Annotated in this window: 25 protein-coding genes; 9 read left to right on the top strand and 16 right to left on the bottom strand. The window is 71.0% G+C overall.

The genetic code is table 11. The features are described 5' to 3' along the window. Positions 1-69 precede the first annotated feature (69 nt). The 3 genes from BJ986_RS07315 to BJ986_RS07305 are packed head-to-tail and all read right to left on the bottom strand — an operon-like array spanning position 70 to position 3,092. Entirely contained in the window at positions 70-1,086 is a 1,017-nt protein-coding gene (locus BJ986_RS07315) for a GTP pyrophosphokinase (RefSeq protein WP_337794973.1), read from the bottom strand. 36 nt (positions 1,087-1,122) lie between these two features. Further along, on the bottom strand, positions 1,123-1,683 hold the full coding sequence (locus BJ986_RS07310; RefSeq protein WP_179421378.1) for a DinB family protein: 561 nt from the start codon (positions 1,681-1,683) through the stop codon (positions 1,123-1,125). An 8-nt stretch (positions 1,684-1,691) separates the two neighbouring features. Beyond that, complete coding sequence (locus BJ986_RS07305; RefSeq protein WP_179421377.1) at positions 1,692-3,092, bottom strand: flavin-containing monooxygenase; 1,401 nt, start codon at positions 3,090-3,092, stop codon at positions 1,692-1,694. A gap of 63 nt (positions 3,093-3,155) precedes the next feature. Here BJ986_RS07305 and BJ986_RS07300 point away from each other — a divergent pair, with 63 nt between their 5' ends. The 3 genes from BJ986_RS07300 to BJ986_RS07290 are packed head-to-tail and all read left to right on the top strand — an operon-like array spanning position 3,156 to position 6,228. Further along, a complete protein-coding gene (locus BJ986_RS07300; protein WP_179421376.1) occupies positions 3,156-4,109 on the top strand; it encodes a serine hydrolase in 954 nt (317 codons plus the stop codon). Continuing rightward, positions 4,109-5,215 carry a DNA glycosylase AlkZ-like family protein gene (locus BJ986_RS07295; RefSeq protein ID WP_179421375.1) on the top strand — a complete coding sequence of 369 codons (1,107 nt, stop codon included), beginning with the start codon at positions 4,109-4,111 and terminating at the stop codon, positions 5,213-5,215. The genes BJ986_RS07300 and BJ986_RS07295 overlap by 1 nt, the downstream gene beginning before the upstream one ends. A 56-nt stretch (positions 5,216-5,271) precedes the next feature. After that, complete coding sequence (locus BJ986_RS07290) at positions 5,272-6,228, top strand: DUF429 domain-containing protein (RefSeq protein WP_179421374.1); 957 nt, start codon at positions 5,272-5,274, stop codon at positions 6,226-6,228. 360 nt (positions 6,229-6,588) lie between these two features. On the opposite strand, the gene BJ986_RS07285 is transcribed toward BJ986_RS07290, so the two are convergent. Genes BJ986_RS07285 through dnaB form a run of 4 tightly spaced genes read right to left on the bottom strand, consistent with a single transcriptional unit; the run spans position 6,589 to position 9,767 of the window. Further along, positions 6,589-7,212: a DUF6518 family protein gene (locus BJ986_RS07285; RefSeq protein ID WP_179421373.1), complete on the bottom strand. Its 624-nt coding sequence runs from the start codon at positions 7,210-7,212 to the stop codon at positions 6,589-6,591. A gap of 13 nt (positions 7,213-7,225) precedes the next feature. Next, the gene (locus BJ986_RS07280) at positions 7,226-7,810 is read right to left on the bottom strand and encodes a hypothetical protein (protein ID WP_179421372.1); all 585 of its coding nucleotides are present in this window, start codon (positions 7,808-7,810) and stop codon (positions 7,226-7,228) included. A gap of 39 nt (positions 7,811-7,849) precedes the next feature. Further along, positions 7,850-8,347, bottom strand: coding sequence for a DUF1990 family protein (locus tag BJ986_RS07275; RefSeq protein WP_202881200.1), 498 nt, complete (start codon positions 8,345-8,347; stop codon positions 7,850-7,852). A gap of 52 nt (positions 8,348-8,399) precedes the next feature. Further along, positions 8,400-9,767, bottom strand: coding sequence for a replicative DNA helicase (gene dnaB, locus BJ986_RS07270; RefSeq protein ID WP_202881199.1), 1,368 nt, complete (start codon positions 9,765-9,767; stop codon positions 8,400-8,402). Positions 9,768-10,222: 455 nt separating this feature from the next. On the opposite strand from dnaB, the gene BJ986_RS07265 reads away from it, so the two are divergent. From BJ986_RS07265 to BJ986_RS07255, 3 genes are all read left to right on the top strand, one after another. Beyond that, on the top strand, positions 10,223-10,495 hold the full coding sequence (locus BJ986_RS07265) for a DUF2277 domain-containing protein (protein ID WP_179421369.1): 273 nt from the start codon (positions 10,223-10,225) through the stop codon (positions 10,493-10,495). A 124-nt stretch (positions 10,496-10,619) separates the two neighbouring features. Continuing rightward, positions 10,620-11,480 carry a hypothetical protein gene (locus tag BJ986_RS07260; protein ID WP_179421368.1) on the top strand — a complete coding sequence of 287 codons (861 nt, stop codon included), beginning with the start codon at positions 10,620-10,622 and terminating at the stop codon, positions 11,478-11,480. A 35-nt stretch (positions 11,481-11,515) separates the two neighbouring features. After that, positions 11,516-12,205, top strand: coding sequence for a DNA alkylation repair protein (locus BJ986_RS07255; RefSeq protein ID WP_337794969.1), 690 nt, complete (start codon positions 11,516-11,518; stop codon positions 12,203-12,205). On the opposite strand, the gene BJ986_RS07250 is transcribed toward BJ986_RS07255, so the two are convergent. Both BJ986_RS07250 and BJ986_RS07245 read right to left on the bottom strand, forming a co-directional pair. Continuing rightward, entirely contained in the window at positions 12,192-13,382 is a 1,191-nt protein-coding gene (locus tag BJ986_RS07250; RefSeq protein ID WP_179421366.1) for an MFS transporter, read from the bottom strand. The genes BJ986_RS07255 and BJ986_RS07250 overlap by 14 nt on opposite strands. Before the next feature lie 12 nt (positions 13,383-13,394). Further along, positions 13,395-14,207, bottom strand: coding sequence for a PIG-L family deacetylase (locus BJ986_RS07245; RefSeq protein WP_179421365.1), 813 nt, complete (start codon positions 14,205-14,207; stop codon positions 13,395-13,397). A gap of 158 nt (positions 14,208-14,365) precedes the next feature. Here BJ986_RS07245 and BJ986_RS07240 point away from each other — a divergent pair, with 158 nt between their 5' ends. From BJ986_RS07240 to BJ986_RS07230, 3 genes are read left to right on the top strand one after another with little or no spacing between them, the layout of a single operon-like run. Continuing rightward, on the top strand, positions 14,366-16,858 hold the full coding sequence (locus BJ986_RS07240) for a glycoside hydrolase family 3 C-terminal domain-containing protein (protein ID WP_179421364.1): 2,493 nt from the start codon (positions 14,366-14,368) through the stop codon (positions 16,856-16,858). Positions 16,859-16,863: 5 nt separating this feature from the next. After that, complete coding sequence (locus BJ986_RS07235; RefSeq protein WP_179421363.1) at positions 16,864-17,517, top strand: TetR family transcriptional regulator; 654 nt, start codon at positions 16,864-16,866, stop codon at positions 17,515-17,517. A 28-nt stretch (positions 17,518-17,545) separates the two neighbouring features. After that, positions 17,546-18,901 carry an MATE family efflux transporter gene (locus BJ986_RS07230; protein ID WP_337794967.1) on the top strand — a complete coding sequence of 452 codons (1,356 nt, stop codon included), beginning with the start codon at positions 17,546-17,548 and terminating at the stop codon, positions 18,899-18,901. 32 nt (positions 18,902-18,933) lie between these two features. Here BJ986_RS07230 and BJ986_RS07225 read toward each other — a convergent pair whose 3' ends face one another. From BJ986_RS07225 to BJ986_RS07195, 7 genes are all read right to left on the bottom strand, one after another. Beyond that, positions 18,934-20,460 (bottom strand): gamma-glutamyltransferase, encoded by a 1,527-nt coding sequence (locus BJ986_RS07225; RefSeq protein WP_179421362.1) that lies wholly within the window; start codon positions 20,458-20,460, stop codon positions 18,934-18,936. Between the two features lie 139 nt (positions 20,461-20,599). Then, positions 20,600-21,046, bottom strand: a complete 447-nt coding sequence (rplI, locus tag BJ986_RS07220) for a 50S ribosomal protein L9 (protein WP_179421361.1) — start codon at positions 21,044-21,046, stop codon at positions 20,600-20,602. 26 nt (positions 21,047-21,072) lie between these two features. Further along, entirely contained in the window at positions 21,073-21,309 is a 237-nt protein-coding gene (gene rpsR, locus BJ986_RS07215; protein WP_056884210.1) for a 30S ribosomal protein S18, read from the bottom strand. 163 nt (positions 21,310-21,472) lie between these two features. Next, complete coding sequence (locus tag BJ986_RS07210) at positions 21,473-22,021, bottom strand: single-stranded DNA-binding protein (protein ID WP_179421360.1); 549 nt, start codon at positions 22,019-22,021, stop codon at positions 21,473-21,475. A 68-nt stretch (positions 22,022-22,089) separates the two neighbouring features. Continuing rightward, positions 22,090-22,377 (bottom strand): 30S ribosomal protein S6, encoded by a 288-nt coding sequence (rpsF, locus tag BJ986_RS07205; protein WP_056921396.1) that lies wholly within the window; start codon positions 22,375-22,377, stop codon positions 22,090-22,092. A 160-nt stretch (positions 22,378-22,537) separates the two neighbouring features. Further along, positions 22,538-23,926: a glycosyltransferase 87 family protein gene (locus BJ986_RS07200; RefSeq protein WP_337794966.1), complete on the bottom strand. Its 1,389-nt coding sequence runs from the start codon at positions 23,924-23,926 to the stop codon at positions 22,538-22,540. 60 nt (positions 23,927-23,986) lie between these two features. Next, positions 23,987-26,194 carry a transglycosylase domain-containing protein gene (locus BJ986_RS07195; protein WP_179421359.1) on the bottom strand — a complete coding sequence of 736 codons (2,208 nt, stop codon included), beginning with the start codon at positions 26,192-26,194 and terminating at the stop codon, positions 23,987-23,989. Positions 26,195-26,333 lie beyond the last annotated feature (139 nt).

Raw genomic sequence — 26,333 nt, 5'->3', positions numbered from 1 at the left:
GGGAAGGATGGGGACCTTTCGCAGACTAGCCCTGCACGGTGACACCGTCAGGTGGGCGGCTCAGCCGGCTCAGACGGCTCGGATCTTCTCGAGGCGGGTGCGCAGGGCCGCCTCGCGATGGGCGTTGCCGTGCAGTGCGAGGTAACGGCCGCCGTAGACCGCGAGCAGGGCGTCGTCGAGGCGTCGCACCGCGCCCGCCGGATACCGGTAGCCCATCCGTGCGTTGATCCCCTCGAGGTCGATCGAGGACAGCAGGCCGGAGAGCTCGTCGAGTGAGGTGATGCCGAGCTCGAGCAGCAGGCCCGAGATCCAGGCGTAGTGGTCGGTGCGCGACCAGCCGGCGTCCTGGAACTGACCGGCGAGGAAGGTCGCGAGGTCCGAGGCGCTGATCCGCGGGTCGTCCTCGTCCACGGTCAGCCGCTGGCCGCCCATGGTCGCCTGCAGGGTGTCGCGGATCTCGGAGAACTCCCGGTCGGCCAGCTCGAGCAGACCCGCCGCGAGGGTGAACCGGCGGTCGAGGTCGGGCACGTGCTCCTCGGGGATCGTCCCCTTGTAACGCACGTCGTGCTCGAACTCGGCCCACGCGTGCTGGAGGATCGTGCGCACCTGCACCGAGGCGCTGCGCCCCTTCAACGGTTCGTATGCCGCGGGCACGCCCTTGACGGGGTCGACCGCCACGAGCAGGTGACGGCTCGAGTAGCCAAACCGGCCCTGACGGGCCGTCTCACGGCCCATGTCACGGTCGTCGAGGACGCTGAACTGGTCGGACAGCAGGCCCGCCACGGCGTCCACGTCGCCGTGCAGGTAGGTGACCACCCGGACGCCGATCTGGTCGGTGATCTCGGTGAGCGGGTCGGTGTAGACCTGCTCGCCGTCGATGGTGCGGCCTGCCTTCGCCGCGAAGGATGCGACCGACTTGGCCCGACCCGTGACGCTGACGTAGTTCATGCCCGCGTCGTCGAGCAGTGAGGTGACCAGCGCCACGAACTGGTCTGCGTGCACGCGCAGGCCGGGCTGCCGCACGGCATACTCCTGCACCGCGTCATGGACGCTGACGGGTTCGGGACGTGCGGCCTGGTCGCTCACGCTGCACAGGCTATGGGGCCGGGGCGCGGAAAACCGTCACTGTCCGGTTCGGCCGTCGATGCGCTCGCGGATGAGGTCGGCGTGACCGCAGTGCCGCGCGTACTCCTCGATCATGTGGACGAGCAGCTCCCGCAACGTGATCGGCCCGCGGGTCGCGTGGGTGCTGACCGCCTCGAGGGACTCCGTGCGCTCGACGAACTCCTCGGCGTACGCGACCTCTCGACGCCACGACTCCCAGGCCTCGGCGACGCCGGCCTCGTCAGCCACCGCGCCGTCGAAGTCGGCGTCGCGGTGCTGGTCCTTGCCCCACAGCCGCGGCACGTCCTCGTTGACCATCGTGATCCGGAACCAGGTCTGCTCCACGGCCGCGAGGTGACGCAGCAGCCCCAGCAGCGACATGGTCGACGGCTCCACCGAGCGCCGCGCCAGCTGCTCGGCGTCGAGGCCGTCGCACTTCATCTCGAAGGTCATCCGAAAATGTCGCAGGTAGTCCAGCAGGACGCTGCGTTCGTCCTTCGCCGAGGTGCCGGCGGCCTCGCGGGGGTCGTCTTCGGGGTCGACCCACATGTCGGGGTGCTTCGTCGCCTTCGATGCCATGGGCTCGATCATGGCCGGTGGGCCCGGCCCGCACGAACCTGGGCCCTGGCCCGGTCGAACCCTCGGCGCAGCTCGCGGCGCAGGTCCCACAGGTAGTGGTCGAAGTCGACCTCCATGGTGTGTCGCACCGAGGAGTAGAACTGTCGCTTGTTGCGCTCGTGGTCGGCTCGCATCTGGCGGCGGACCTCGGCGTCCGGCGGCGGCGCGTAGCGACCGATGAGCAGCTGGGCGACCCACTCCCCCTGCGCCTGGGCCAAGGGCATGACCGCGCCCACGGGCTGGACCAGCCCGATGAAGTACAGCCCTGGCAGGTCGGGGTGGATCGTGCGCTTCCACAGCGGCAGGTCGTTGTCCTTGGCCGCCACCAGCGACGGGTCGAGGAACGGGAAGCTCACCCGGTAGCCGGTGGCCCAGACGATCAGGTCGGCCGGCACGCGGGCACCGTCGGCGAACACGACGTGGTCGCCGTCGAGCCGCTCGATGGCCGGACGCGGCGTAACCCTGCCGGATCGCAGCGCCTCGCGGATGCCCTCGGACTGCACGGGATGGGACTGACCAGGCGCGTGGTGGGGTTGTGGGAGGCCGAGCTTGGCGACGTTGCCGGACAGGAGCGCCCCGACCCGCAGCCGGGCGGCCGTCGCCCACCACGGCAGCCAGCCGGGCAGCACGACCTGGTCGGCGGGACGGCCGAGAGCGAACTTGCGCAGCACCCACTGACCGCGGCGTTGCGACAGGTTGGCCGAGCGCGCGACCTTGCCGGCCTCGACGGCGATGTCCAGGGCCGAGTTGCCCGACCCCACCACGACGACGTCGCGGCCGGCCAGCTGCGCCCCGGAGCGATAGTCGTGCGCGTGGATCTGCTCGCCGTCGAACACCCCCGGGTATGCCGGGTCGGGCCACCGCGGGTCCCAGTGGTGGCCGTTCGCGACGAGGACGGCGTCGTACTCCCGGACGTGGTCGCCGTCGGGGCCCGTCGTGCTCACCAGCCAGGTGCCGCCCGGTCCGGGCGAGACGTCGGTGACGGTGGTGTGGAAGGTGATCCGGTCACGGAACCCGAAGTGGTCGACGTAGGCGTTGAAGTAGGCGGCGACCTGGTCGTGGCGGGCATACGGCGGGTAGTCCGGCGGCATCGGGAAGTCGGAGAAGGCCATCCGCGGGCCGGACGTGTTGATCTCCAGCGTCTCGTAGCAGGCCGACACCCCGTTGGGGTTGTCGTAGACCCAGTTGCCGCCCACCACGCTGCCGCGCTCGAAGCAGTCGAACGGGACGTGCGCCTGGTAGAGCGCCTTCGCCGCGGCCAGGCCGGAGGACCCCGCACCGATGACGCAGGCCCGCGGCAGGGACGGGTTGACGGGAATCGGCGCGGTGACCGGGGGCGCGAGGTGGTCCTGCCTGACGAGGTAGGGCATTCCGCGATCATGGCATCCTCGGGGGACGCGCGCTGTTGGACGGCCGGGCTACCCTCGGTCACCATGCGGCATACGGTCTGGTGGGCGATGGCGTGCTTCCTGCTCGTCGCGTGTGCCGGCACGACGGACTCGCGCCGGGAGACGCCACCCACGTCGGCCGTGAGGCCCACGTCGACGTCCACGCCGACGTCCACCGCGACATCCACGGCGAACTCCACGGAGGCAGCGGGCCCGGCCAGCAGCGCGCCGACGACCCCCGCAAGGACCACCACCACCGCGCCGGCGCCGGTCAAGCCGCCGCGGTCTGGCGCACCGTCAGCCGCCGTGCGCACCAGCCTGCGGGGCGACCCCAACGACGCGTTCGCGTTCGCCCCGCTCAGCAACCCGGGCCACGTCACCGTCGAGGGGTCGGTCTCGAGCTACAAGGCGTGGTCGACGTCCAAGGTGCTCGTGGTTGCTGCGTTCCTCGACACCGTGTGCGGCGGCGACCCCGCCAGGGCGAGCGCCCAGCAGAGACGCTGGGTGACGGCCGCCCTCACCGCCTCGGACATGGACGCCGTGCTGGCCCTGCGTGACGCGATCCCCGGCAGCCCCGGCGCGGCGATCACGCGGGTGCTGCGGTCGATCGGCGACAGCCGCACCGTCGCCCCGGACACGTCCCAGGGCGGCATGCAGTGGACCATCCGCGAACAGGTGCGGTTCATGGCCGCCCTCAGCGCAGGGCGCGTCGTCTCGAGGGCGGCGAGCGCCTACCTCTTGTCGTCGATGCGGCCGATTCCCGCGCACCGCTGGGGGTTGGGGACGATCAGCGCCGGACCGTTCAAGGGTGGCTGGTTGCGCAGCGACACGGTCACCCGCCAGATGGGCATCGTGGACGGGTATGCCGTGGCGATCATCACCGACGCGCAAGGCCCGGCGGTGCTCCAGAGCGACGGCGACTCGGCCCACGTCGCGCAGATGAACTATCTCGCGAAGATCCTGAAGCGGCGTCTGGCCCTGGAGTCCGGCCGGGGTTGATGGACGAGATCCTGCTGTCCCGTGCGGAGGCGCGACGCATCGCGGTGCGGGCGCAGCTGCTCGACGCGCCCCAGCCGACTGACCTGCTCGACGCGGTGCGGCATCTCGCGTCGGTGCAGGTGGACCTGACGGCTGCGGTGGCACCCAGCGCCGACCTCGTCTGCTGGAGCCGTCTTGGCCGGCGCTACACGGTGGGCGACCTCGACGAGCTGTTCCAGGAGCGGGCCGTGGTCGAGCTGCGAGGCTTTCTGAGGCCGGCCGAGGACATCCGCCTCTACCGCGCGGAGATGGCCCAGTGGCCCGGCCCGGAACCCCTGCGCGACTGGCAGATGGACGTCGCCGAGTGGGTCTCGGCCAACGACGACTGTCGCCTCGACATCCTCGAGCAGCTCGAGTCGGAGGCTCCGCTGTCGGCGCGCCGGCTGCCCGACTCGTGCGTGGTGCCGTGGCGCTCGACCGGTTGGACCAACAACAAGAACACCCAGCGGATGCTCGACTTCATGGAGGCCCGGGGCGAGGTCGCCGTGGTCAGTCGCGAGGGCCGCGAGCGGCAGTGGGACCTCGCCACTCGGGTGTTTCCGGAGACGGCTGCGATGCCTCTACAGGAGGCCCTTCTCGAACGGGCCCGGCGGCGGCTGGCCGCGCTCGGACTGGCCCGGGAGAAGGCGGCCGAGGCGCCCGGCGAGCCGAACGACGTGGGGCAGGTCGGCACCGTGGCGTTCGTGGAGGGGGTGCGGGGGCCCTGGCGGGTCGATCCGGAGCAGCTGGACCGCCTCGCCGAACCGTTCGTCGGACGCACCGTGCTGCTGTCCCCGCTGGACCGGCTGGTCTTCGACCGCAAGCGGATGGCCGAGCTGTTCGAGTTCGACTACCAGCTCGAGATGTACAAACCGGCCGCGAAGCGGCGATGGGGCTACTGGGCCATGCCGATCCTGCACGGCGACCGTTTCGTCGGAAAGCTCGACGCAACGGCCGATCTGGCGGCGGGAGTGCTCCGCGTCGATGCGGTCCACGAGGACGCACCACTCCCGGCGGACGTCCGCGCCGCGGTCGACGCCGAGATCGCGGACCTCGCCGAGTGGCTCGGGCTGGTCGTCGCCCGCTGACTACGATCAGCCGGGAACCGCAAGGGTGACAGCCGGACGAAGGGCGGTGAGCACAGGTGGGAGACCTCCCGAACGCGCGCGACCTCTCCGTCGAGCTCACCCAGCAGGTAGCAGCCCTGGCTGCGCGGCTCGAGATGGACGGCGGGCTCGAGGCGCACGGCGGGCTCGAGGTGACGCAGAGGCAGGCGTTGGCCGAGATCGCCAGCACCGTGCGACGGCTCGGGGCCGCACTGGGGGTGGACGTCGACGACCCTGCCATGCGCGTGGCCGGTTCGCTGACCACCTCATCGGGCGCCCCGTCACCCGCCCCGCCGGTGGAGGTGATCGTCCCCGTGCTCGGTGTCGACGCCTGCGCGGCCGGATGGGTCGGCGCCATCCTGGACCCCAACGCTCCGCGCCCTCGGATCGCCGTGGCCGCCAGTATCGGCGCCCTCGTCGAGGCGGTGCGCCAGACGCTCGACCTCCAGGCCGTGGCGATCGACATCCCCATCGGGCTGCCCGACGACAGCACTCGCCAGGCCGATGTCCTGGCGCGAAAGGCGTTGAAAGGCAAGGCTTCCACGGTCTTCACCACCCTGACCCGGGAGGCTTACGAGCAGGAGACGCGGGCTGCCGCGGACACGGCCAACCGCGCCAGGTCAGGTCAGGGCGTGGGTGCGCAGGCTTTCAGGCTGCGGGACAAGGTCCTCGAGGTCGACGCGTGGGTGCGCAGCCGTCCGACGGTCGCGGTCTTCGAAGCCCACCCTGAGCTGAGCTTCGCCATCATGGCCGGGGCGCCGATCCGGGCCGCGAAAAGGACCGACGAGGGCCGCGCCGCCCGGCTCGCTGCCCTCGCCGCAGCCGGCATCGCGTCACCCTCCGTGCTCAAGGGCGACGGGTATGCCGCGGACGACGTCCTCGACGCGTGCGCGGCTGCGTGGACCGCCGCGCGTCGCACGACTGGTCTGGCACGGTCCCTGCCGGAGACACCGGAGACCTTCTCGGACGGCATACCTGCAGCGATCTGGGTCTGAGCGCGACGTGGCCTGTCAGCAGGCAGATGCGTTCGGTCGCCGTTTTCGCATCGTGGCACACGCTATGCCGTGCCCCTGAGCGTGGGGCACGGCATAGCGGGCCCACGCGCACTTTTCTTGATCGATAGAAACCTTGTCATGTCCAGTCATCGGCCCATACCTTTGGCTCGCAACCCGGCGGTCGATCGTGAGGCGACGTATGGCAGCTCTCAAGGCACTCGGTGCGGCACTGGTCACTGTCGTGGTGCTTGCGCTCTTGATCGCGGCGACGAACAAGCCCCTCGATTCGATCAGCCTTGCCGTGGGGGCGTTGATGGTGATCGCGGTCGGTTTGGTCACCTATCGCCAGGCGCGGCGCGCTCAGGCCCCGTCTGACGGGACTGCGCGTGCTCGAGACCGTTGGATCACGTGGATCGCAGCGAGGATGCCGAAGATGACCTCGCCTTGCCAGACTTCCGGCACGGGGATCGGGCTGCCCAGCACTGCGTGAAGCAGCGGCTCCAAGCAGAAGGCCGCGACCGCGACGATCGCCCAACGGACTCGACCTCGGCGCCAAGCCCATCCACCGCGGCCGAACAGCGGCCCGGTGATAGCCCCTGCGACGAACCAGCGATAGTTGCCCGCACGCAGAAACGCCCAGACGGATGCCACGCTGAGGTGGGCATTCTCCAATGGGCTCAGGCCCATCAGGCAGTAGCCGGTCAGCGCTGCGAAGGTGGTCGCGGTCCCCATCACCACCGCGGTCTTGGCCGTGGGCTGCGTGGCACCGACGATCAACGGCAGGAGCAACCACGGTGCGGACAGGCCGCTGACGTACGCCCCCCACGGGTGCGCACTCAGGCTGCCCAGGTACTGGTCAGCGGCGCCAAACAGAAGCGATCCACACAGCACCAGACCTTCGAGTACGGCCAGTCGTTTCACACGCCCCGCCAAGCACATGAGCATGATGACGGTCGAGGCCCGCAGGCACCGCGGTTCGTCCAAAGGTTGAGTCTGGTCATGGGCACGTGTCCTCGAGCGCGGACAAGCGGTTGAGGGGTCGTCCGGTCGGGTCGAGACTGACCGGTAAGCGCTGGCCGTTCTGGGTGCGAACTTCAAGGGTCATGTCGTCCAGCCACGCGACGCTCTCGTAGGCATCGGGGCCGTCCCCGTGGACGCAACCCACGGTCCACTTGCGCGAGAGCAGCCCTGCGTTCTGGTGCACGATCACCATCCGCGCGATGTTGACAGTCGGCGCGCCGTCCCGGACCTCCGCCGTGATCCGGCCGTCCGGGGACCGGGCGCTCGACAGTGCAGGGGGGTTCGCCGAGTGCACCATGTAACCGCCGAGCGCGCCCGCCAGACACAGGACGACGACGAGGGCGCGCAGTCCCCAGACAGGCGCACCCCGGCGCTCATCGAACGACGACGCCGCCTGAATCACCGTGGAGACCGTGAAGAACCAGAACGCCGGTGGAAGCACCCGGTCCACCAGGTAGTAGGTGTCCCCGGCGAAGAACACCAGGACGGCCAAGGCGATGCACAGGCCCGACAACGCGAACAGCCACAGGTTGGCCCGGCGGCTCCACCGGGTGCGGTCCACGACAGGGGCAGGAGCTTCACAGAGACATTCTGGACATGCTCAGTCCGCCGTACTGACGATTTCACGCATTGCTTTCAGGTAGCGGCGGCGGTACCAGCGTTGAGCTAACAGGATGACGGGGAATGCCAGACGCCACCGTCCGATCCCAGGTCGAGTCAGGGATCGCAGCGTGAACCAAACGCGCCCGTCGGCGGTGCGGTGAACGATGAACGCCTCCTCCCCGGTGACGGGGTGCCCAGGGCGGGTGGCGTAGGCGAATCCGCACCGGTCGGGCAGGTCCACGACTGACACCACCCGGACGGGTTCGTGGATGCGAAGCGGCCCCACCTCCGCGACCAAGGTGTACTCGGCGCCGTCGACCACGTGCCCGTCGGTCCCGGCACTGTGCAGGACGGCGAACCCGCTTCGGGTCTTCACGCCCCAGGCCAGAACTGCCTCCGTCGCGAGGAGCCACTGAGCGGCAGTGTCGCCAATGAGGACGGTCCGTTCGAACGGTCGAGACCCTGAGGGAGCATCCGACCACGACTCGTCGGCCACGCAGGTCGAGCCCTCAGTCGAATCGCCCCTCATGGCTGAATCAGGTCGGCGCTTAGAAGCCGTCGCGCGCCATGTTGGCGAAGCGGGAGTAGTGGCCCTGGAAGGCCAGCACGAGATCCTTGGTCGGACCGTTACGGTGCTTGGCCACGATCACGTCCGCCTCACCCTCCCGGCCGGGGTCGGCCTTGTCCCGGTGCAGCAGGATCACCATGTCGGCGTCCTGCTCGATCGAGCCCGACTCACGCAGGTCGGACATCTGCGGGCGCTTGTCGGTGCGCTGCTCGGGCCCGCGGTTCAGCTGGCTGATCGCGATCACCGGCACCTCGAGCTCCTTGGCGAGCAGCTTGAGCGCACGCGAGAACTCCGACACCTCCTGCTGACGCGACTCGACCTTCTTGCCCGAGCTCATCAGCTGGAGGTAGTCGATGACCACGAGTCTGAGGTTGTGCTGCTGTTTGAGGCGGCGGCACTTGGCCCGGATCTCCATCAGCGACATGTTGGGCGAGTCGTCGATGAAGAGGGGAGAGTCCGAGATCTGACCCATGATGCGCGCGAGCTTCTTCCAGCCGGCGTCGCCGATCGTGCCCTTGCGCAGGTCCTGCAGCTGGATCTGGGCCTCGGCCGAGAGCACACGCATCGTGATCTCCGACCTGCTCATCTCGAGCGAGAAGACGGCGGTCGCCATCTTGTGCTTGATGGCAGCCGACCGTGCCACGTCCAGGCCCATCGTCGACTTGCCGACCGCCGGTCGAGCGGCGAGGACGATCATCTGTCCCGGGTGCAGTCCATGGGTCAGCTCGTCGAGCTCGATGAACCCCGTCGGCACCCCGATCATCTCGCTGGCGTCACGCCCAGCGGCGACCTCGATCTCGTTGAGCGTCTCCTCGAGGATGTCGCCGAGCGCGTGGTAGTCCTCGCCCCCGCGCTTGTCGGCAACGGCATACACCTCGGCCTGGGCGGCGTTGACGATGTCCTCGACGTCGCCGTTGCCCTGCTGGTAGCCAAGCTGCACGATGCGGGTGCCGGCCTCGACGAGGCGGCGCAGCACTGCCCGCTCGCTGACGATCTCGGCGTAGTAGCCGGCGTTCGCAGCCGTGGGGACGGCTTGGATCAGGGTGTGCAGGTAGGCCTGGCCGCCGATCCGCTGCAGGTCACCGCGCTTGGACAGCTCGTCCGACACCGTGATCGCGTCGGCCGGCTCACCCCGGCCATAGAGGTCGAGGATCGCGTCGTAGATCAGCTCGTGAGCGGGCCGGTAGAAGTCGGTGCCGCGAAGCCCCTCGACGCAGTCGGCGATCGCATCCTTGGACAGCAACATGCCGCCGAGGACGGACTGTTCGGCGTGCAGGTCCTGCGGGGGGACGCGGTCGTCACTCGGCGGGGGACCGTCGCCCCCCGTGCCGAACGCACTCGTGCTCAACTCCGCAAGCGACACCCGTGCAACTCCCCTGCCACGTCATTCGACCCGTCGTCCATCAGTTACAGCTTCCATCAGATACAGCGCCCACCGGTCACGACATCCCCGGCCCCGGCCACGAGTTCCACCGGTGTGGTTCGAGTACACCACCACTCACCGACAACCCTCTTCGGCGACACCGGATCCCGTGACCCGGCACAACGTATGGCCGCCCGCCCCCCGACTCAAACGGGCCCTGTGGACAGGGTGGGGACAACGTGTGCGCAACGCCCGGCCTGCTTGTGCACAGTCGGGGGATAACCCTGTGGATTTCGCGACGGAGCGTCCCACAAATGACCGCTGACCTGCAGGTTCATGATCCACCGGGTGTGGACCCAGGAAAGTTTCGGGCGTGTCCGGGCTGCGAGTCATCCACATGACGCGCGACACATTCCGCCGCCTCGTCGTAGCCTGACGGTATGTGCCGAAACATCCGCCAGCTGCACAACTTCGAGCCCGCCGCCACCTCCGAGGAGGTCCGCGCCGCCGCCCTCCAGTACGTCCGCAAGGTCAGTGGCAGCACCAAGCCCAGCGCGGCCAACCAGGCTGCCTTCGACGAGGCCGTCGCGGAGGTCGCGCACGCGACCCAGCACCTGCTCGACCACCTGACGACGACGGCCGCGCCCAAGGACCGGGAGACCGAGGCAGCCAAGGCCAGGGCCCGCGCCCAGGCGCGCTACGGCGCCGCCTGACCTCCACGGCACACCGACCACGGGGTATGCCGGCTGCTCGCCAGCGGGGACCTGGGCCCGCAAGGCCGCGCAGGGGCTGTGGATATCTACCGGCAGGTCGCTCGGGTCCTGTCATCGTGGGGATATGCCCTCCCACCCTCCTTCGCCGATCCGTCCGCTGACGCCCGGGCCGGCCGTCGCCGCGGGTCCCACGACCGATGTCGACGACTGGTCCAGTCGGTGGGCCGACGAGGTCGATGCCATTGCAGACGGGGCCATGACGGACGGGGCCGCAGCGCCGACCCGCGACCGCGGGCCGCGCGTCACCCATCTGGTGCTCGTCGACGGCCTTCCCGCCGACCACTGGGTCGAGGACTCCAGCGATGGTCGGTGGCAGCCCCGGCGGCGAAGCCGTGCGTCGCTGTCCCTGGCCACGCCGGACGACGAGCGCGAGCGCGAGCTGCGGTGGTTGGACGCTCTCGTCGGTGGCCGCCGAGCCCTGCTCGACCTCGACGACCGGCCGCTGGTCGCGCGACCGCTCGAGCTGGCTGACCTGCCCCCGGAGACCCATGGCAGGGCCGTCGCGATCAGTGCCGAGTGCGACCGCCTGGCGGTCGAGGTGTTCGGGCTGGTGGAGCTGGCCGCAGCGCTGCGGGTACTGCTCACCGCCGCCCTGGTCGCCGACCCCGGGATGCTCCTGCGCAGCACGCGTGACGACACCGCGATGGGGGCGGTGGTCTGGGCCGGCGCCCAGGCCAACGGGCTGATCGGGCCGACGGGTCAGCTGCTGGCGCGCGACCTGTGGCCACGCCTGGGAGTCCCGCCGTCGGCGGCCGGCCGAGGGGGCGCACTGCTGGACCGGCTGGCCCCGGGAGCCGACCAGCTCCTGACCCCACCCGGCGCGCCGCGCCTGCGGGCCACCGGCCAGCCGGGCGCCCTGCTCGGCAGCACCCGCGCGCTGCTCGTGTCCCGACGCGACGACCTGCTCGGCGGCCTCGCGCCATGATCGTGTCCGGACGCGCCGGACGCCAGGCTGGCACCGTGACGCACCCCGTCGTCGAGGCCATCCGGACCGCCCTCGCCGGGGCGGGCGACCCGCAGCGTGCGGCCAGCCAGCAGGCCTACATGAAGTCGTCGATGCCCTACCGCGGCATCACCTCGCCCCAGCTCAAGGCACTGCTGCGGCCGATCCTGGCCGACCCTGCATACCGGATCGAGGAGCGGACGCAGTGGGATGGCGCCGTGCGCGACCTCTGGGACCACGCCACGCACCGCGAGGAGAGGTATGCCGCGACGGCACTCACCGGGCACCGCGCCTACCGCGCGTGGCAGGACCCGGGGGCGGTTCCGCTCTACCGGCACCTGGTCGTCACCGGCGCCTGGTGGGACCACGTCGACGAGGTCGCCACCAACCGGATCGGTCCGATCCTGTTGTCACACCAGGAGATCCTGACCCCGACGGTGCGCTCGTGGGCCACCGACGACGACCTCTGGCTGCGGCGTACCGCCATCATCAGCCAGCTGACCTTCAAGGAGCGGACGGACCTTGAGCTGTTGGCCGACGTCATCGAGCCGAACCTCGCGGACTCCAGCTTCTGGATCCGCAAGGCCATCGGGTGGGCGCTGCGTCAGCACGCACGGACCGATCCGGCCTGGGTGCGGGCGACCGTGTCGGGATACGGAGACCGCCTCAGCGGGCTGAGCCGTCGAGAGGCCCTCAAGCACCTGTGAGCAGCCGGCGGGGCTGTGCGGCGACCCGCGCGACGGCCAGGGCGGCGAGCGCCGATCCCGCAGCCACGAGGAACGCACCGCCGATCCGCCCGCTGTCCGACAGCGACCCCGCCGCTGCCGCCCCTGCGGAGGAGCCGACGAGGAAAGCCGAGATCAGCCACGCGAAGGCCTCGGTCGTCGTGCCGGGTGGCGCCAGCCGGTCGACCAGCTGGAAGACGCACGCGAGCACCGGAGGCAGACCCAGACCGCTGGCCACGGTGAGCAGACCCATCACCACGACGTTCGACGGCACCCAGGCCAGGGCGGCATACGTGAGGGCGATGACGCCGAGGCCGAGGAGCAGGTCGGTGCGCGGGTCGCGGTGCGGGGCGCGCGGGCTGTACGCGACCCCGCCGATGAGGGCTCCGAGGGCGTTCGCGGCCACGAGCCAGGGCGCCAGCCCGCGGTCACCGGTGGACTCGGCGTAGGCCACCAGCGCGACGGCCGGCACCCCGATGGTCAGCCCGACGAGCGCCACCGACGCGTAGAGGACACACAGCCGCCTCGAACGCAGCGGGCCGAGCCAGTGCCGGTCCTCGTGCACGGGCGGCACCCAGGCCCCGGAGGCTCGCGAGGCGACGAACCACGCGGTGCCCACCACCCCGATCACTCCCGCCGCGACGAGACCGCCACCGCTGCCACCCAGCTGGGCGACCAGGACGACCAGGGGGCCCAGGACGAAGATGAGCTCCTGCGCCGCCGCATCGAGGGCGAAGGCCGACGGCACCTGGCGCGGTGGAAGGACCGACGGCCAGAGCGTGCGCAGGGCAGGCTCCAGCGGGGGCGTGGCCAGCCCAGCCACCAGCGCCACGGCGATCGCCCCTGCGGAGGGAACCCACGGCAGCGCCGCCAGCGCACAGGACGAGACCAGACCGCCCAGGGCGAGAGCGCTGCGCTGCCCGCGCAGGTCCATCACGCGCGACAGGGCCGGCCCACCCAGGCAGCACCCGAGCGAGTACGCGGCGGTGAGCAGCCCCGCCCGGCCGTAGCCGCTGCCGGTGTCGCGGGCGAACAGGACCAGGGCCAGCGGCACCATGCCGTTGGGCAGCCGCCCGACCAGGGCCGAGAACAGCAGGCGCGCGACCTGAGGGAGGCGCAGCAGGGCCACCGGGCCGAGCGTGGCCGCCCGTTCAGTCATGGTCAGTCACGGTCAGTCACCGAACGGCCAGCCGACCTGCATCTGCGGGTGCTGTGCCCTGTCGAGGCCGGGCTCGATGTAGTGCTCGCGCCCGAAGAAGACCGCGAAGAACTCCGCAGGCATCGAGAGCATCCCCTCGATGTCGGTCGCCTGGCTGCGGTGCGCCTCCAGGGAGGCGCGGCGCTGGGCGAGGTAGTCGCCCACGTCGACCTGCCAGGTGATCTCGGCCTCGGGGGTGCCGAGGGGATTGCCGTCGTCCATCGGGCTGTCGGGGTCGAACGCCCGGTCCCCCGCGCCGGCGGCCACCGCCGCCTGGAAGACCCCGCGGACGAGGTCGCGGTTCATCGTCGACTCGAGCAGCCGCGGCCGGCGTGCCGCCAGCTCGGCAGCGCGGTGGACGACGGCGTTGACCTTGACGTGGTCGGGGTGCCCATAGCCGCCGTGCCAGTCGTAGCCCACCAGGACGTCGGCGTCCTCCTCGTCGAGGATCGCCACGAGCCGGGTGGCTGCCTCGTCGAGGTCCGCCCCGGTGAAGGCGCCCTCCTCGGAGTTCTGCGCCCAGCCGGTCATGCCGGAGTCGCGATATCCCAGCCACGCGATCCGCTGCACGCCCAACGCGTCTGCACTCGCCTGAGCCTCCCGGCGCCGCCAGTCGACGAGGGTCTCGCCCTCGGGCAGGCCACCGGACGGGAGCTCACCGTGGTCGCCGTGGGTGGCGAAGACGGTGACGACGCGGTGCCCCTCGGCGACGGCGCGAGCCATCGCGCCCGCGGTCTGGGACGCCTCGTCGTCGGGGTGTGCGTGGAGGAACACGATGGTGGACACGACGCAATCATGCCAACGCCCACCGACGAGGACGAGCGGCGCCGGCCGCGACCGGGCCACGCCGCAGGGCCACGCGGCATACGCTCGTCCGTCTCAGTCCGCGAAATAGTTAGCCCTAACTATTTACTGTCCGGGGTCGGACCGCTGCACTGGGAGCCGTGACCAGCACCGACCTCACCGACTTCCCGGCCCTCGTCGCCAACCTCGACCTCGAGACCAAGGTGCGTCTGCTCACCGGCGCCACGTCGTTCACCCTGCACGGGGAGGACTCGATCGGGCTGGCGCCCATGGCGTTCTCCGACGGACCCACCGGCGTCCGCGGCCTCAAGTTCACCGGCGGCGAGCAGGTGGCTCTCTTCCCCAACGCCACTCTGCTGGCGAGCGCCTGGAGCGAGGACACCGCCCACGAGGTCGGTGAGATGCTGGCGCAGGAGGCCCAGCGCCAGCAGATCCACGTCGTGCTCGGGCCGACGATCAACCTGCACCGGTCCCCCCTCGGGGGCAGGCTCTTCGAGGCGTACTCCGAGGACCCGCTGCTGACCGGGCGTCTCGCCGCCGCCTACGTCAAGGGCTTGCAGGGCCAGGGCATCGGCGCCTGCCTCAAGCACCTCGTGGCCAACGAGTCCGAGACCCTGCGCAACTACATGAACTCCGTGGTGAGCGAGGAGGCGCTGCGCGAGGTCTACCTCCTGCCGTTCGAGATCGCCGTCGACGACGCGAACCCGTGGTCGATCATGGCGGCCTACAACGACGTCAACGGCGTCCCGGCCACGGAGCAGGACCACGTCAACAACGAGGTCGTGAAGGGTGAGTGGGGCTGGGACGGCCTGCTCATGAGCGACTGGTTCGCCACGAAGACCTCGGCGCCGGCCGCTCTCGGCGGCCTCGACCTCGTCATGCCGGGCCCGGATGGGCCGTGGGGCGCGGCGCTGGTGGCCGACGTCGAGGCCGGCGCCGTGCCCGAGTCCGTCATCGACGAGCACGTATGCCGGCTGCTCCGGCTCGCCGAGCGCGTCGGCGCCCTCGGTGGTCCCGACGCGCACCGGGTGTGGCCGACCGACTCCTGGGCACCGGACGCGCCCGCCCGCCGCGAGCAGCTGCGTCGGCTGGCCACCGACGGCATGGTCGTCCTGCGCAACAAGGGCGGCGCGCTGCCGCTGACCGCGGCCAGCGCCACCTCGGGCACGGTGGCGCTCATCGGACGGCACGCTGTCGAGACGGTCTGCATGGGCGGCGGCTCCGCCCAGGTCAACCCGCCCTACCAGGTCTCCATCGCCCAGGGGCTGCGTGCCGCGATCGGCGACCGGCTGACCGTGGTCGACGGGGTGGAGGTCCGCGAGCGACCGCTGCCCGCGGCGCCGGACTCCATCAGCGACCCCGTGACAGGCGCGCCCGGCATGCAGGTCGAGCACCTCGACGCCGACGGGGTGGTCATGCTCTCCGAGCACGTGGACGGTGCCGACGTGACGACCGGCTTTGACGAGACCCCGCCCCGTCCGACCGAGCAGCTCCGGCTGCGCGCCCGCCTGGCCAAGGGTGGTCGCGTACGTCTCGGCGCCCTGGGCACCGGCCGGTGGCGGGTCAGTCTCGACGGCGCCGACCTCGGTGGCGCCGATCTCGTCGCCGGTGGCGCCGACCCGGGCGAGGGCATGTTCAAGCCGCCGCACTGGACTGCCGATGTGGACGCAGCACCGGGCGCGCTGGTCGAAGCCGTGCTGACCATCCTGCGCACCGAGCCCCAACCCGGACCGGACGGCAAGCTGAGCACGCTGTCCCACGTCCTGGCGTCGGGCATGGGCGTCAAGTCCCTCGTCGTCGCCCCCGTGCCTGCGCCGACGGACGAGGTCATCGAGGCGGCCGTCGCGGCCGCGCGTGACGCCGAGACGGCAGTCGTCGTCGTCGGGCTCACCCCGGAGCAGGAGACCGAGGGCACGGACAAGTCCACCCTGGCCCTGCCGGGAGACCAGGACCGGCTGGTGTCGGCCGTCGCGGCCGCCGCAGCCCGCACCGTGGTCGTCCTGAACGCCGCGACCCCGGTGCTGATGCCGTGGGCCGAGGACGTCGACGCGATCCTCGTCGTCGGTTTGCCGGGTCAGGAGGGCGGGCACGCCGTGGCCGACGCCTTGCTGGGCCTGCGCGAGCCCGCTGGGCGGCTGGTGACGTCGTGGCCGGCCGCGGACGGCGCGGCCCCGGCCTGGGTCGTCGAGCCCACGGACCTGCAGCTCGAGTACACGGACGGGGTGTTCATCGGCTACCGCGGCTTCCATGCCGGTCACGCCGAGCCGCCCGCCCACTGGCTGGGCGCCGGCGACGGCTACGGGTCATGGGAGTACGAGTCGGCCGAGCTCACCGGGACCGACACGGGCGTCACCGTGCGGGTGACGGTGCGCAACACGAGCGATCGCGAGTCCCGCGAGGTCGTGCAGGCCTACTTCCAGCCCGACGAGGCCGACCAGCCGGTCCGGCTCGTCGGCTGGGGCACCGCCACGGTGCCGGCGGGTGGGCACGCCGACGTCGAGGTCACGACCGACGCGCGGCTGTGGCGGCGGTGGGACACCGCCGCCGGGACGTGGGGCGCCCCCCTGTCCGGCGGGGAGCTGCTGGTCGCCCGCGGCCTCGGCGACATCCGCTCCCGACTTCCCCTGGCCTGACCGCTGTGAGCGTGCCGCACCGCCCACCCGCCACCCGGCGTGGGCGCGGTCGACCGAGGGGTGCCGCCGGTACGGGCGGCACCCGGGAGCGGATCGTCGCCGCCGCGGCCGACCTGTTCGCGGAACGCGGCTTCCACGCGACGCCGATGACCGCCCTGGCGGCCGCAGCGGGCCTGAGCCAGACCGGCCTGCTGCACCACTTCCCCACCAAGGAGGACCTGCTCGCCGCGGTCCTCGAGCAGCGCGACCTGCGCGACCTGGCCAGCCTGTCGGCCCGGCGCGGGGCGCCCGCCCGGGGGTGGGAGGTCTTCGACGACATGGTGGAGCTGGTGCGGCTCAACGCCGGACGCGAGGCGATGGTGCGGCTGTTCACCACCCTTGCCGGCGAGGCGGTCGACCCGGCCCACCCTGGCCACGACTGGCTCCGCAGGCACCACGCAGGTGCCGTCGACTCGCTCACGAGTGCCCTCACCGACGCCGTCGCCGACGGCACCGCCGCACCCGGCATACCCGCGGGCACCATCGCACGGCAGCTCGTCGCCCTCATGGACGGACTGCAGCTGCAGTGGCTCATGGCCCCCGACGAGGTGGACATGGCCGCCGACGTCGCCACCCAGGTCGCCGCGCTGAAGGACCGCTGGGCGACCACCGGCGGGTAGCCCACCGGCAAACCGTTAGCGTGGCGCGGTGAGCAGAGGGGACGTCGGAGCGCGGTCCGCCCAGAGCCGCGACATCCTGCGCCTCGCGATCCCGGCCTTCCTCGCCCTCGTCGCCGAACCCCTGTTCCTGCTGGCCGACTCGGCGATCATCGGCCACCTCGGCACTGCCCAGCTCGCCGGCCTCGGGGTCGCGAGCGCCACGCTGATCACCGCGGCGAACATCTTCGTCTTCCTGGCCTACGGCACCACGTCGATCGTCTCGCGACAGATCGGGGCGGGCAGCGAGCGCGGGGCCCTGGGGGCCGGGATCGACGGCACCTGGCTCGCAGTCGGGCTCGGGGCCGCGACCTCCGTCGTCGTTGCCCTGGCGGCCGAACCGCTGTGCCGCGCCTTCGGTGCGTCCCACGACGCCATCGGGTATGCCGCGACGTACCTTCGCATCTCGGCGCTCGGCATCCCGGCGATGCTCGTGGCCCTGGCCGCCACCGGCGTGCTCCGCGGGCTGCAGGACACCCGGACGCCACTGGTCGCCTCCGTCGCGGGGTTCTCCTCCAACATCGGGCTCAACCTCCTGCTCGTCTACGGACTCGGCTGGGGCATCGCCGGATCCGCGTGGGGCACCGTCATCGCCCAGACGGGTATGGCGATCGGACTCGTAACCGTCCTGGTGCGGCACGCGCGCCGGGCCGGGGCCACCCTGCGCCCGCATCCGGGACGCGTGCTGCGGGCGGCGCTGACCGGCATACCCCTGCTCGTACGGACCCTGGCGCTGCGCGCGATCCTGCTGGTCACCACCTGGGTCGCGGCCGGGCTGGGCGACGTGCCCCTGGCCTCGCACCAGGTGGCGGCGACGGTGTGGAGCTTCCTCGCCTTCGCCCTCGACGCGCTGGCCATCGCCGCGCAGGCCCTCACGGGCAAGGCCCTCGGGGCCGGCGACGTCGAGGCCGCGCGCAATGCGACCACCACGATGGTCCGCTGGGGCATCTGGGTCGGTGCCGTCCTCGGCCTGGCCCTACTGGCCGTGCACTCGCTGCTGCCTTCCCTGTTCACCACCGACCCAGCCGTGCGGGGCGCACTGTCGGCCGCGCTCGTGGTGGTCGCGCTCGGGCAACCGCTGGCCGGCTACGTCTTCGTCGTGGACGGCGTGCTCATCGGCGCGGGCGACGGTCGGTGGCTGGCCGGGGCCATGGCGGCGACGCTGGTGCTCTACCTTCCGCTCGCCGGCTGGGTGCACGGCACCGGCGACGAGCTCCTGGCCCAGGGCGCACCGCGGGCGGTGACCGTGCTCTGGGTGGTGTTCACCGCCTTCATGGCGATCCGGGCGTGCTTCTTCTGGTGGCGGATCCGCGGCGACGCGTGGGCGGTGACCGGGGCAGCCCGCTGACCGCCGCAGCCCGTTGTCACGGTGGGTCGGCCTCAGGAGGAGACGCGGGTCGCCGCCTCGCGGCGGGGGTCACCGGTCGCGTCCACGGTGCCGTCCGGGAGCAGCCGAGCGGCGCCCACCCCACCGAAGAACATCGACCTCGGACCGTGCGAGAACGACGGCAGCCCGAGCGCCCCCACCGCGGCGGAGATGCCCTCGTCGTCCTCGAGGTCCACGCGCGGCGTGCCGTCGTCGAGGATCCGCACGTGGACCCGGGGCGCCTCGATGGCCTGGTCCATGGGCATTCCCTCGAGGCAGTGGCGACCCAGCACCTGCATCAGCGCCGTCGTGATCCGGTCGGCGCCCGGGCTGCCGATCGCCAGCGCCGCGCCCGACGGCGAGCGGGCGACGGTCGGGGACATGTTGGAGGCGAGTCGCGTGCCCGGCGCCAGGGCGTGCAGCCCCAGCCGGTTGAGCTCGGGCTCGCCGAGACAGTTGTTGAGCATCAGCCCGGTGCCGGGGACCGTTGCGCCGGAACCGTATCCGCTCGACGCCGTGATGGCGCAGACCGTGCCGTCGCTGTCGACCGCCGAGACGTGGGCCGTGGACGACGAGGTCGGCAGGCTGGCCAAGCCGTTGAGGTCCACCGACTCCAGCAGGGCGTAGCCGTCCTCCTCCAGGTCGGTGGACAGGTCGTGCACCTGATGGCGGTAGGACAGCACCTGTCGCTGGATCTCGATGATGCGCAACCAGTCCCAGCCACCGGCGGCGAGCTCGCGCAGCATGATCGCGAGCATCGGGCCGCCGATCGAGGGAGGCGGGTTGAGGGCCAGGTCCCACTCCCCGAGGGCGAGCCGCAGCGGCGTGCGGACCACGGCTCGGTAGGCCGCGAGGTCGGCGGCCGTGATCAGGCCACCCCGCTCCTCGCTGTCCGCGGCGATCCGGGCGGCCAGGTCGCCGGTGTACAGCGAGCGCGCTCCCTGCGTGGCGATCTGCTCGAGGGTGTCGGCCAGGTCGGGGTTCGTCGCCAGCTGTCCGGCGACGACGACCGCGCCGTCCGCACCCCTCACCAGGGGACGGGTGTGCTCGTCCCAGCCGAAGACCGAGTCCCCGGTGATGGCGAGATAGCTCGCCGCGGCGCCGCCGATCGCGTAGCCGGTGCGGGCGGCCGTGATGCTGGGTGCGAGCACCTCCCACCACGGGGCCCTGCCATGGCGGTCGTGCGCGGTGCCCAGGGCCGCGAAGGCGCCGGGCGTCGCGACCGAGCCGTGGCCGGCATACAGGGTGAGGCCGCCTCCGTAGGAGGTGGTCACCTCCCGCAACCCCGCGCCGAACCGCGCAGGGTCCTGCCCACGCCCGGGCATCTCGACGTTGCCGTCGATGACTTCGGGGTCGCCCCCGGCAGGCCAGACGCTGACGTAGGCCCCGCCGGCCGCCGACACGATGCCCGGCTCCGTGGTCATCGCCGAGACCATCGCGGCGATGGCTGCGTCGACCGCGTTGCCCCCCGCCGCCGCTGCCGCGAGTCCCGCGTCAGCCGACGCCGGCCCGGTCGCCGCGATCGCCACGCGTGGGTGCATGCGCCGATTCTGTCCCATGCCCTCGACTCGTGCGACCGACGGCGGCGGCGCTACGCCCGGGGCCGGCCGGGTCGGGACAGGACGAAGGCCCGGCCCCCGCGTGCTGCGGGAGCCGGGCCTTGGTCGTGCGGCGGCTGGGTCAGCCGGCGACGACGTCGAGGGTCACCTTGGCCTGCACCTCGGGGTGCAGGCGGATGAGCGCCTCGTGGTTGCCGACCGACTTGATCGGGGTCAGGACCTCGATCTTGCGCTTGTCGAGCTCGGGGCCACCGGCCGCCTTGACAGCAGCGGCGATGTCGGCGGTCGAGATGGCGCCGAACAGGCGACCGGAGTCACCCGCGTGGGCCACGACCTTGACGGCCTTGTTCTCGAGGTTGCCCTTGATCGACTTGGCCTCCTCGAGGGAGTTGATCGCGCGGACCTCACGGCCCTTGGCGATCGCGTCGACCTGCTTCTGCCCGCCCTTGGTCCACGCGGTGGCCAGGCCACGACGGAACAGGAAGTTGCGGGCGTAGCCGTCCTTGACGTCGACGACGTCACCGGCGGTGCCGAGGCTGGAGACCTCGTGGGTCAGAATCACCTTCATGGTTCAGATCCTCCTAGCGCCCGAGCTCAGCGGGACGAGCTCGAGTAGGGCAGCAGCGCCATCTCGCGGGCGTTCTTGACCGCGGTGGCGATGAGTCGCTGCTCCTGGACGGACACACCGGTCACACGACGCGCGCGGATCTTGCCACGGTCGGAGATGAACTTGCGCAGCAGCGCAGTGTCCTTGTAGTCGATGTTCTCGACCTTCGCCGCCTTCAGCGGGTTGGCCTTCTTCTTGGGCTTGCGCACAACGGGCTTGGCCATCGTGGTGCTCTCCTTCTGCTGAGGAACTCAGCGGATGAGCCCTGGTCTCCCAGGGATGGTGTGTTTCGAGTTGTTCAAGAGGTGGGTATGCCGTGCGGCTGGCTTCCTGCGGAGGCCCACTACCCGGCATACCGGATGATCTGGTCTGTCCGACCCTGACGGATCAGAAGGGGGGCTCGTCGTAGGACGGCGCGCCGCCGCCCCACCCGCCACCCTGCTGGCCACCGGACTGCTGGCCGCTGCCGGCCGGAGCCGACTGCTGGCCACCGGAGGGACCGGTCGCCCAGGGGTCTTCCTGCTGGCCACCCTGGCCACCCGAGAAGCCACCCTGGCCGCCGCCGGTGCCGCGCTGGGTGCGGTTGACCTTGGCGGTCGCGTAGCGGAGCGAGGGGCCGACCTCGTCGACCTCCATCTCCACGACCGTGCGCTTCTCGCCTTCCTTGGTCTCGTACGAACGAGACTTCAGACGGCCGGAGACGATGACGCGAGTGCCCCGCTGGAGCGACTCGGCGACGTTCTCCGCCGCGTCACGCCACACCGAGCAGCGCATGAACAGCGTCTCGCCGTCCTTCCACTCGTTGGACTGCCGGTCGAACTGCCGCGGCGTGGAGGCCACGGTGAAGTTCGCGACGGCAGCACCCGAGGGGGTGAAGCGCAGCTCAGGGTCGCCGGTGATGTTGCCGATGACGGTGATGACGGTGTCGCCAGCCATGGAGCATGTCCCCTGTTCGTTTGGGTCAGGTCGGTGGAGCTAGTGGAACAGAATCAGATCGGTGCAGCTCAGGCGCCGGGGCGCAGGAGCTTGGTGCGCATGACCGACTCGTTCAGGCCGAGCTGGCGGTCCAGCTCCTTGGCCGTGGCCGGCTCTGCGGTGAAGTTGACGACGGCGTAGATGCCCTCGGCCTTCTTCTTGATCTCGAACGCCAAGCGACGGCGGCCCCAGATGTCGATGTTGTCGACGGTGCCCTTGTCCTTGGTGACGACGGTGAGGAACTTGTCGAGCGAGGGCGCGACGGTCCTGTCGTCGAGCTCGGGGTCGAGGATGACCATGAGTTCGTACTGACGCATGCTGATAACCCGCCTCCTTTGGTCTATGGCGGTCACGGTCTCTCCGTGACAGGAGGGTTGCAGTGCGATCCCCTGCGAGGCACCGTCGAGGTGCACCGCCGGGGAACCTGACACAGAGTACCGGGACACAGCGACAACGACCGAATCGTTGTCCACAGGGTCAGGCGAAGCGCACCAGCAGCTCGTCCGGGGCGTCGGTGAAGTCGCCGGCCAGCTCGTCGACCACCGCGTCGGACTGATCCTCGGACAGCTCGTCACCGCGCGAGACCGAGGGGTCGGCAGCGTCGAGGTCGGGGGCCTCGGCGCGCTGGGACGCCGTGTCCCAGACCCGCCAGACGAGGTAGCCCACGGCCGCGACCCGCACGATGAGGGCCACGGCATACCAGCCGGGCGGAAGACCGCGCTCGGGCCTGGACAGACCCCCGACGTAGAGCCAGACGGCGACGAAGTGCAGCGCCTCCGCCGACGCCCACACCAGGTGATCCCGCCAGCGCAGCCCACACAGGGCCACCAGCGGGACCAGCCACAGGGAGGACTGGACCGGGAAGGTCTTGCCGGTGACCAGGGCGAGCGCGACCAGGACCAGGGCGACCTCGGCCACGGTCGGTCGACGTCGGGTGCTCAAGGCGAACAGCGCGCCCATCAGCACCGCCACGACGAGCCCGACCACCGTGAGCAGAGTGGTCGCTCCGGTCGGCAGGGGATGACCGACCAGCTCGGGGACCATCCACAGGGAACCCAGGCCCGCTTGGCTGTCCCACCACCGCTCGTACGGCACCGCGATGGCGCCGGGGTTGCCGATGAGGAACGGCAGCAGCACCACACCGACAGCGCCCGCCGCGGCTGCGAGCGTCCGGCCGACCGCGTGGAGGCGGCCGGTGCGCAGGCCCAGCACCACGAGCGCCAGCAGGATCAGGACGGGGTAGGTGCGAGTAGCGACCGCGAGTCCGAGCAGGGCACCGGCCAGCGTCGGGCGACGCCGGGCCCAGGCCCAGATGCCGGCGCTGGCGAGCGCGACCCCGAACAGGTCGGGCGACAGCATCGCCGTGAGCAGGAGCACGGGGCTGAGTGCGACCTGCGCGGCGTTCGCGGAGTGCAGCGGACGCGATGCGGCGGTGAGGTAGACGACGGCGACCGCCAGGGCCGTGCCGAGCAGGGCCCACAGGGCGAAGTACCAGCGGGTCTGGTCGAGGAACGGCCCGTCGGGCACGAGACCTCCCAGCCACGCCATCACCGCTCCGGTGAGGACCGGGTGGTCGGCGCTGGAGCCGTCACCCGCGAGGTAGGCGGCCAGCCCGTGGTGCAGGTTTCCCAGCTGGTAGAGCGAGGGCAGGTCCGAGAAGCAGGCGTGCCAGAACTGGTCGGAGCCCGTCCAGCCCTTCTGGATGCAGTGGGCGCGCTCCACCACCGACAGCGCCATGGTCGCGGCCGCGGCGACGAGCAGCGGCACGACGGTGGCTGCCCACGACCGCGCCCGCGCCGAGGCGTGCCTGCCCAGTGGCCCACCGGCGACCGCCAGCGCGCCATCGGGCAACGGGCCGGAGCTCACGATGGCTCGCGACCCCGGGGCGTACCGCCCCGTCACTGTGTCGTCGTCACTGGGTGGTCGTCACTGTGTCGTCGAGGATGGCCCGCCCGCGCCGAGGGTGATGGTCGTCGGCGGGGGAAGGGTCGGCGGCGGCTTGATCGTGGGGCTGGTCGTGGTCTGGGTGGGCGTGGTCGTCGTCGTGGTCGGCGGCGTGGTGGTCGTCGTCGTGGTCGTGCTGGACGTCGTCGTCGACGTGGTCGTCGGCGGCGGGGTGTAGATCTGGTTGTCACCCAGACCCGCGCGCTTGGGGAAGTCGATGACCTTCTGGCCCTGCAGCGCGGCGGTCATGTAGTCCGTCCAGATGTGCAGGGGCACGGTCGCGCCCGTGAGCTCGCCGACCCCGGGGACGTGGTTCATCGACAGCTCCTCGCCCTTCGGGCCGCTGCTGTAGATGCCCACGGCGGTGGCCAGCTGGGGGGTGAACCCGTCGAACCAGGCCGCCTTGTTGTCGGTCGTGGTGCCGGTCTTGCCCGCGACCGGACGGCCGACGTTCTGCGCGTAGACCGCGGTGCCGTCCTGGACGACCTGCTGCATGGCGTCGACGGTGTCGGCCGTCACGCCCTTGTCGAACGCCACCTTCCTGACCGGCTTGGCCTTGTAGTCCAGGTTGCCTGGACCGCCCGTGACCGAGCGGATGAAGTACGGCGTGACCCGGGTGCCCTGCGACGCGATGGTCGCGTACGCGTTCGCCATGTCCGTCACGGTGACGTGCGAGGTCCCGAGGACGTTGGCGTAGTTGGTGCCGATCCCCTTGGCGGGCAGCCCGGCTGCGACCGCGGCGTCCTTGGTGGCCTGGGGCCCGACCTTGATGTTGAGCTGGGCGTAGACGGTGTTGACGGAGTGCCCCGTGGCCTTGCGCAGGTCGATGTTGCCGAACTGCTCACCGGGGAAGGGCCCGAAGTTCCGGACGCCTCCGCGGCGCAGGAAGTCGGTCTTCGCATTGGGGTCCTGGAACTCCTTGAAGTACTGCGGGCTGTGTCCGTCGAACTTGGTCTTGGTGCTGATCGGCTTGTTCTGCGAGAGGGCAGCCAGGAGGGTGAAGATCTTGAACGTCGACCCGGCCTGCATCGAGGCCTGGGTGGCGGTGTTGAACTGTTCCTTCTGGTAGTCCGCACCGCCGTACATCGCGACCACGGCACCGTCACCGGGCCGGATCGAGGTCAGCCCGACCCGCAGCGACGAGGTGCCCTTGCCCGTGGGCATCCGGGCCTTGATGGCATCCACCGCGGCCTTCTGCGCCTTCTGGTCGATCGTGGTGACGATCCGGTAGCCGCCCCTGTCGATGTCGGTGTCGCTGAGCTTGAGCGTGGCCTTCAGCTCGCGCTTGACCGCGTCGGTGATGAAGCCGTTGGGTCCGGAGGCGTTGCGGTTCGGCTTGTAGGTGATCAGGGACTTGGTGGGGAACTGCGCGGCGGCCCGCTGCTGCGGAGTCAACCAGCCCTCGGTGACCATGCCATCCATGACGTACTTCCAGCGAGCCTCGGCGTTGGCCTTCTCACTGGCCCCCAGGCCGGGGTCGAAGAACGACGGGCCCTTGACCACTGAGGCCAGCAGCGCGCCCTCGGACGGCGTCAGCTTGGACACGTCCTTGTTGAAGTAGGCCTTGGAGGCCGTCTCGATGCCGAACGCCCCGCGGCCGTAGTAGATCGTGTTCAGGTAGTTCTCGAGGATCTGGTCCTTCGACTGCTCCTTGGCGATCTTGATGGCGATGATGATCTCTTTGCCCTTGCGCGTCAGGGTCTGGTCCTGGCTCAGGAAGTAGTTCTTGACGTACTGCTGGGTGATCGTCGACCCGCTCTGCGCCGTGCCCCCGCGCAGGGTCGCCCAGGCGCCGCGCAGGATGCCGGTCGGGCTGATCCCGGAGTTCTGGTAGAAGTTGCGGTCCTCCGCTGCGAGGTGCGCCTCCTGCACAGCCTTGGGCACCTGCTTGAGCGGCACGGACTGGCGGTTCACCTGGCTGATCCGGTCGATCTCGGTCTTGCCGTCCGCGTAGTAGATGATCGAGGCCTGCGCGGCCGCCAGGTCGTTCGGCTTGGGCGCGTCGATCATCGAGTAGGCGACGAAGAAGCCGATCACCAGGAGCAGGAACCCCGCGAGCGCCGTGATGCCGAGCCACTTGGCCCACCGCTTGGCGGCACTGCCCTTGGGCTTCGCGGTCTTCGGCGACTTCGCGCCGCGTTCCTGACCCGCCTTGGCCTGGGCGCGCGTCTTCGGACGTGAGGTACTCATCTGACCTTCCCGATCTGCATACAACTGGCGCGGGTGCGGCCCAGGGGCCACCCGCGCACAGCGAATTGACCCTCAGTATGACTGGCTGACATCTGAAACGTGCATTTCGCCCTCTCAACGCACTCTCAGCGCCGCTCGT

Source organism: Pedococcus badiiscoriae, assembly GCF_013408925.1.
In the GTDB taxonomy this organism is placed as follows: domain Bacteria; phylum Actinomycetota; class Actinomycetes; order Actinomycetales; family Dermatophilaceae; genus Pedococcus; species Pedococcus badiiscoriae.
Note: the sequence above shows the minus strand (reverse complement) of the source record. Positions and strands in the feature narration are given on the sequence as shown.

Excerpts from the sequence above, each read along its gene's own strand:
- BJ986_RS07310 (WP_179421378.1), bottom strand. The coding sequence starts at position 1,683 with ATGGCATCGAAGGCGACGAAGCACCCCGACATGTGGGTCGACCCCGAA.
- BJ986_RS07305 (WP_179421377.1), bottom strand. The coding sequence starts at position 3,092 with ATGCCCTACCTCGTCAGGCAGGACCACCTCGCGCCCCCGGTCACCGCG.
- BJ986_RS07300 (WP_179421376.1), top strand. The coding sequence starts at position 3,156 with ATGCGGCATACGGTCTGGTGGGCGATGGCGTGCTTCCTGCTCGTCGCG.
- BJ986_RS07295 (WP_179421375.1), top strand. The coding sequence starts at position 4,109 with ATGGACGAGATCCTGCTGTCCCGTGCGGAGGCGCGACGCATCGCGGTG.
- BJ986_RS07265 (WP_179421369.1), top strand. The coding sequence starts at position 10,223 with ATGTGCCGAAACATCCGCCAGCTGCACAACTTCGAGCCCGCCGCCACC.
- BJ986_RS07260 (WP_179421368.1), top strand. The coding sequence starts at position 10,620 with ATGCCCTCCCACCCTCCTTCGCCGATCCGTCCGCTGACGCCCGGGCCG.
- BJ986_RS07250 (WP_179421366.1), bottom strand. The coding sequence starts at position 13,382 with ATGACTGAACGGGCGGCCACGCTCGGCCCGGTGGCCCTGCTGCGCCTC.
- BJ986_RS07225 (WP_179421362.1), bottom strand. The coding sequence starts at position 20,460 with ATGCACCCACGCGTGGCGATCGCGGCGACCGGGCCGGCGTCGGCTGAC.
- rplI (WP_179421361.1), bottom strand. The coding sequence starts at position 21,046 with ATGAAGGTGATTCTGACCCACGAGGTCTCCAGCCTCGGCACCGCCGGT.
- rpsR (WP_056884210.1), bottom strand. The coding sequence starts at position 21,309 with ATGGCCAAGCCCGTTGTGCGCAAGCCCAAGAAGAAGGCCAACCCGCTG.
- BJ986_RS07210 (WP_179421360.1), bottom strand. The coding sequence starts at position 22,021 with ATGGCTGGCGACACCGTCATCACCGTCATCGGCAACATCACCGGCGAC.
- rpsF (WP_056921396.1), bottom strand. The coding sequence starts at position 22,377 with ATGCGTCAGTACGAACTCATGGTCATCCTCGACCCCGAGCTCGACGAC.
- BJ986_RS07195 (WP_179421359.1), bottom strand. The coding sequence starts at position 26,194 with ATGAGTACCTCACGTCCGAAGACGCGCGCCCAGGCCAAGGCGGGTCAG.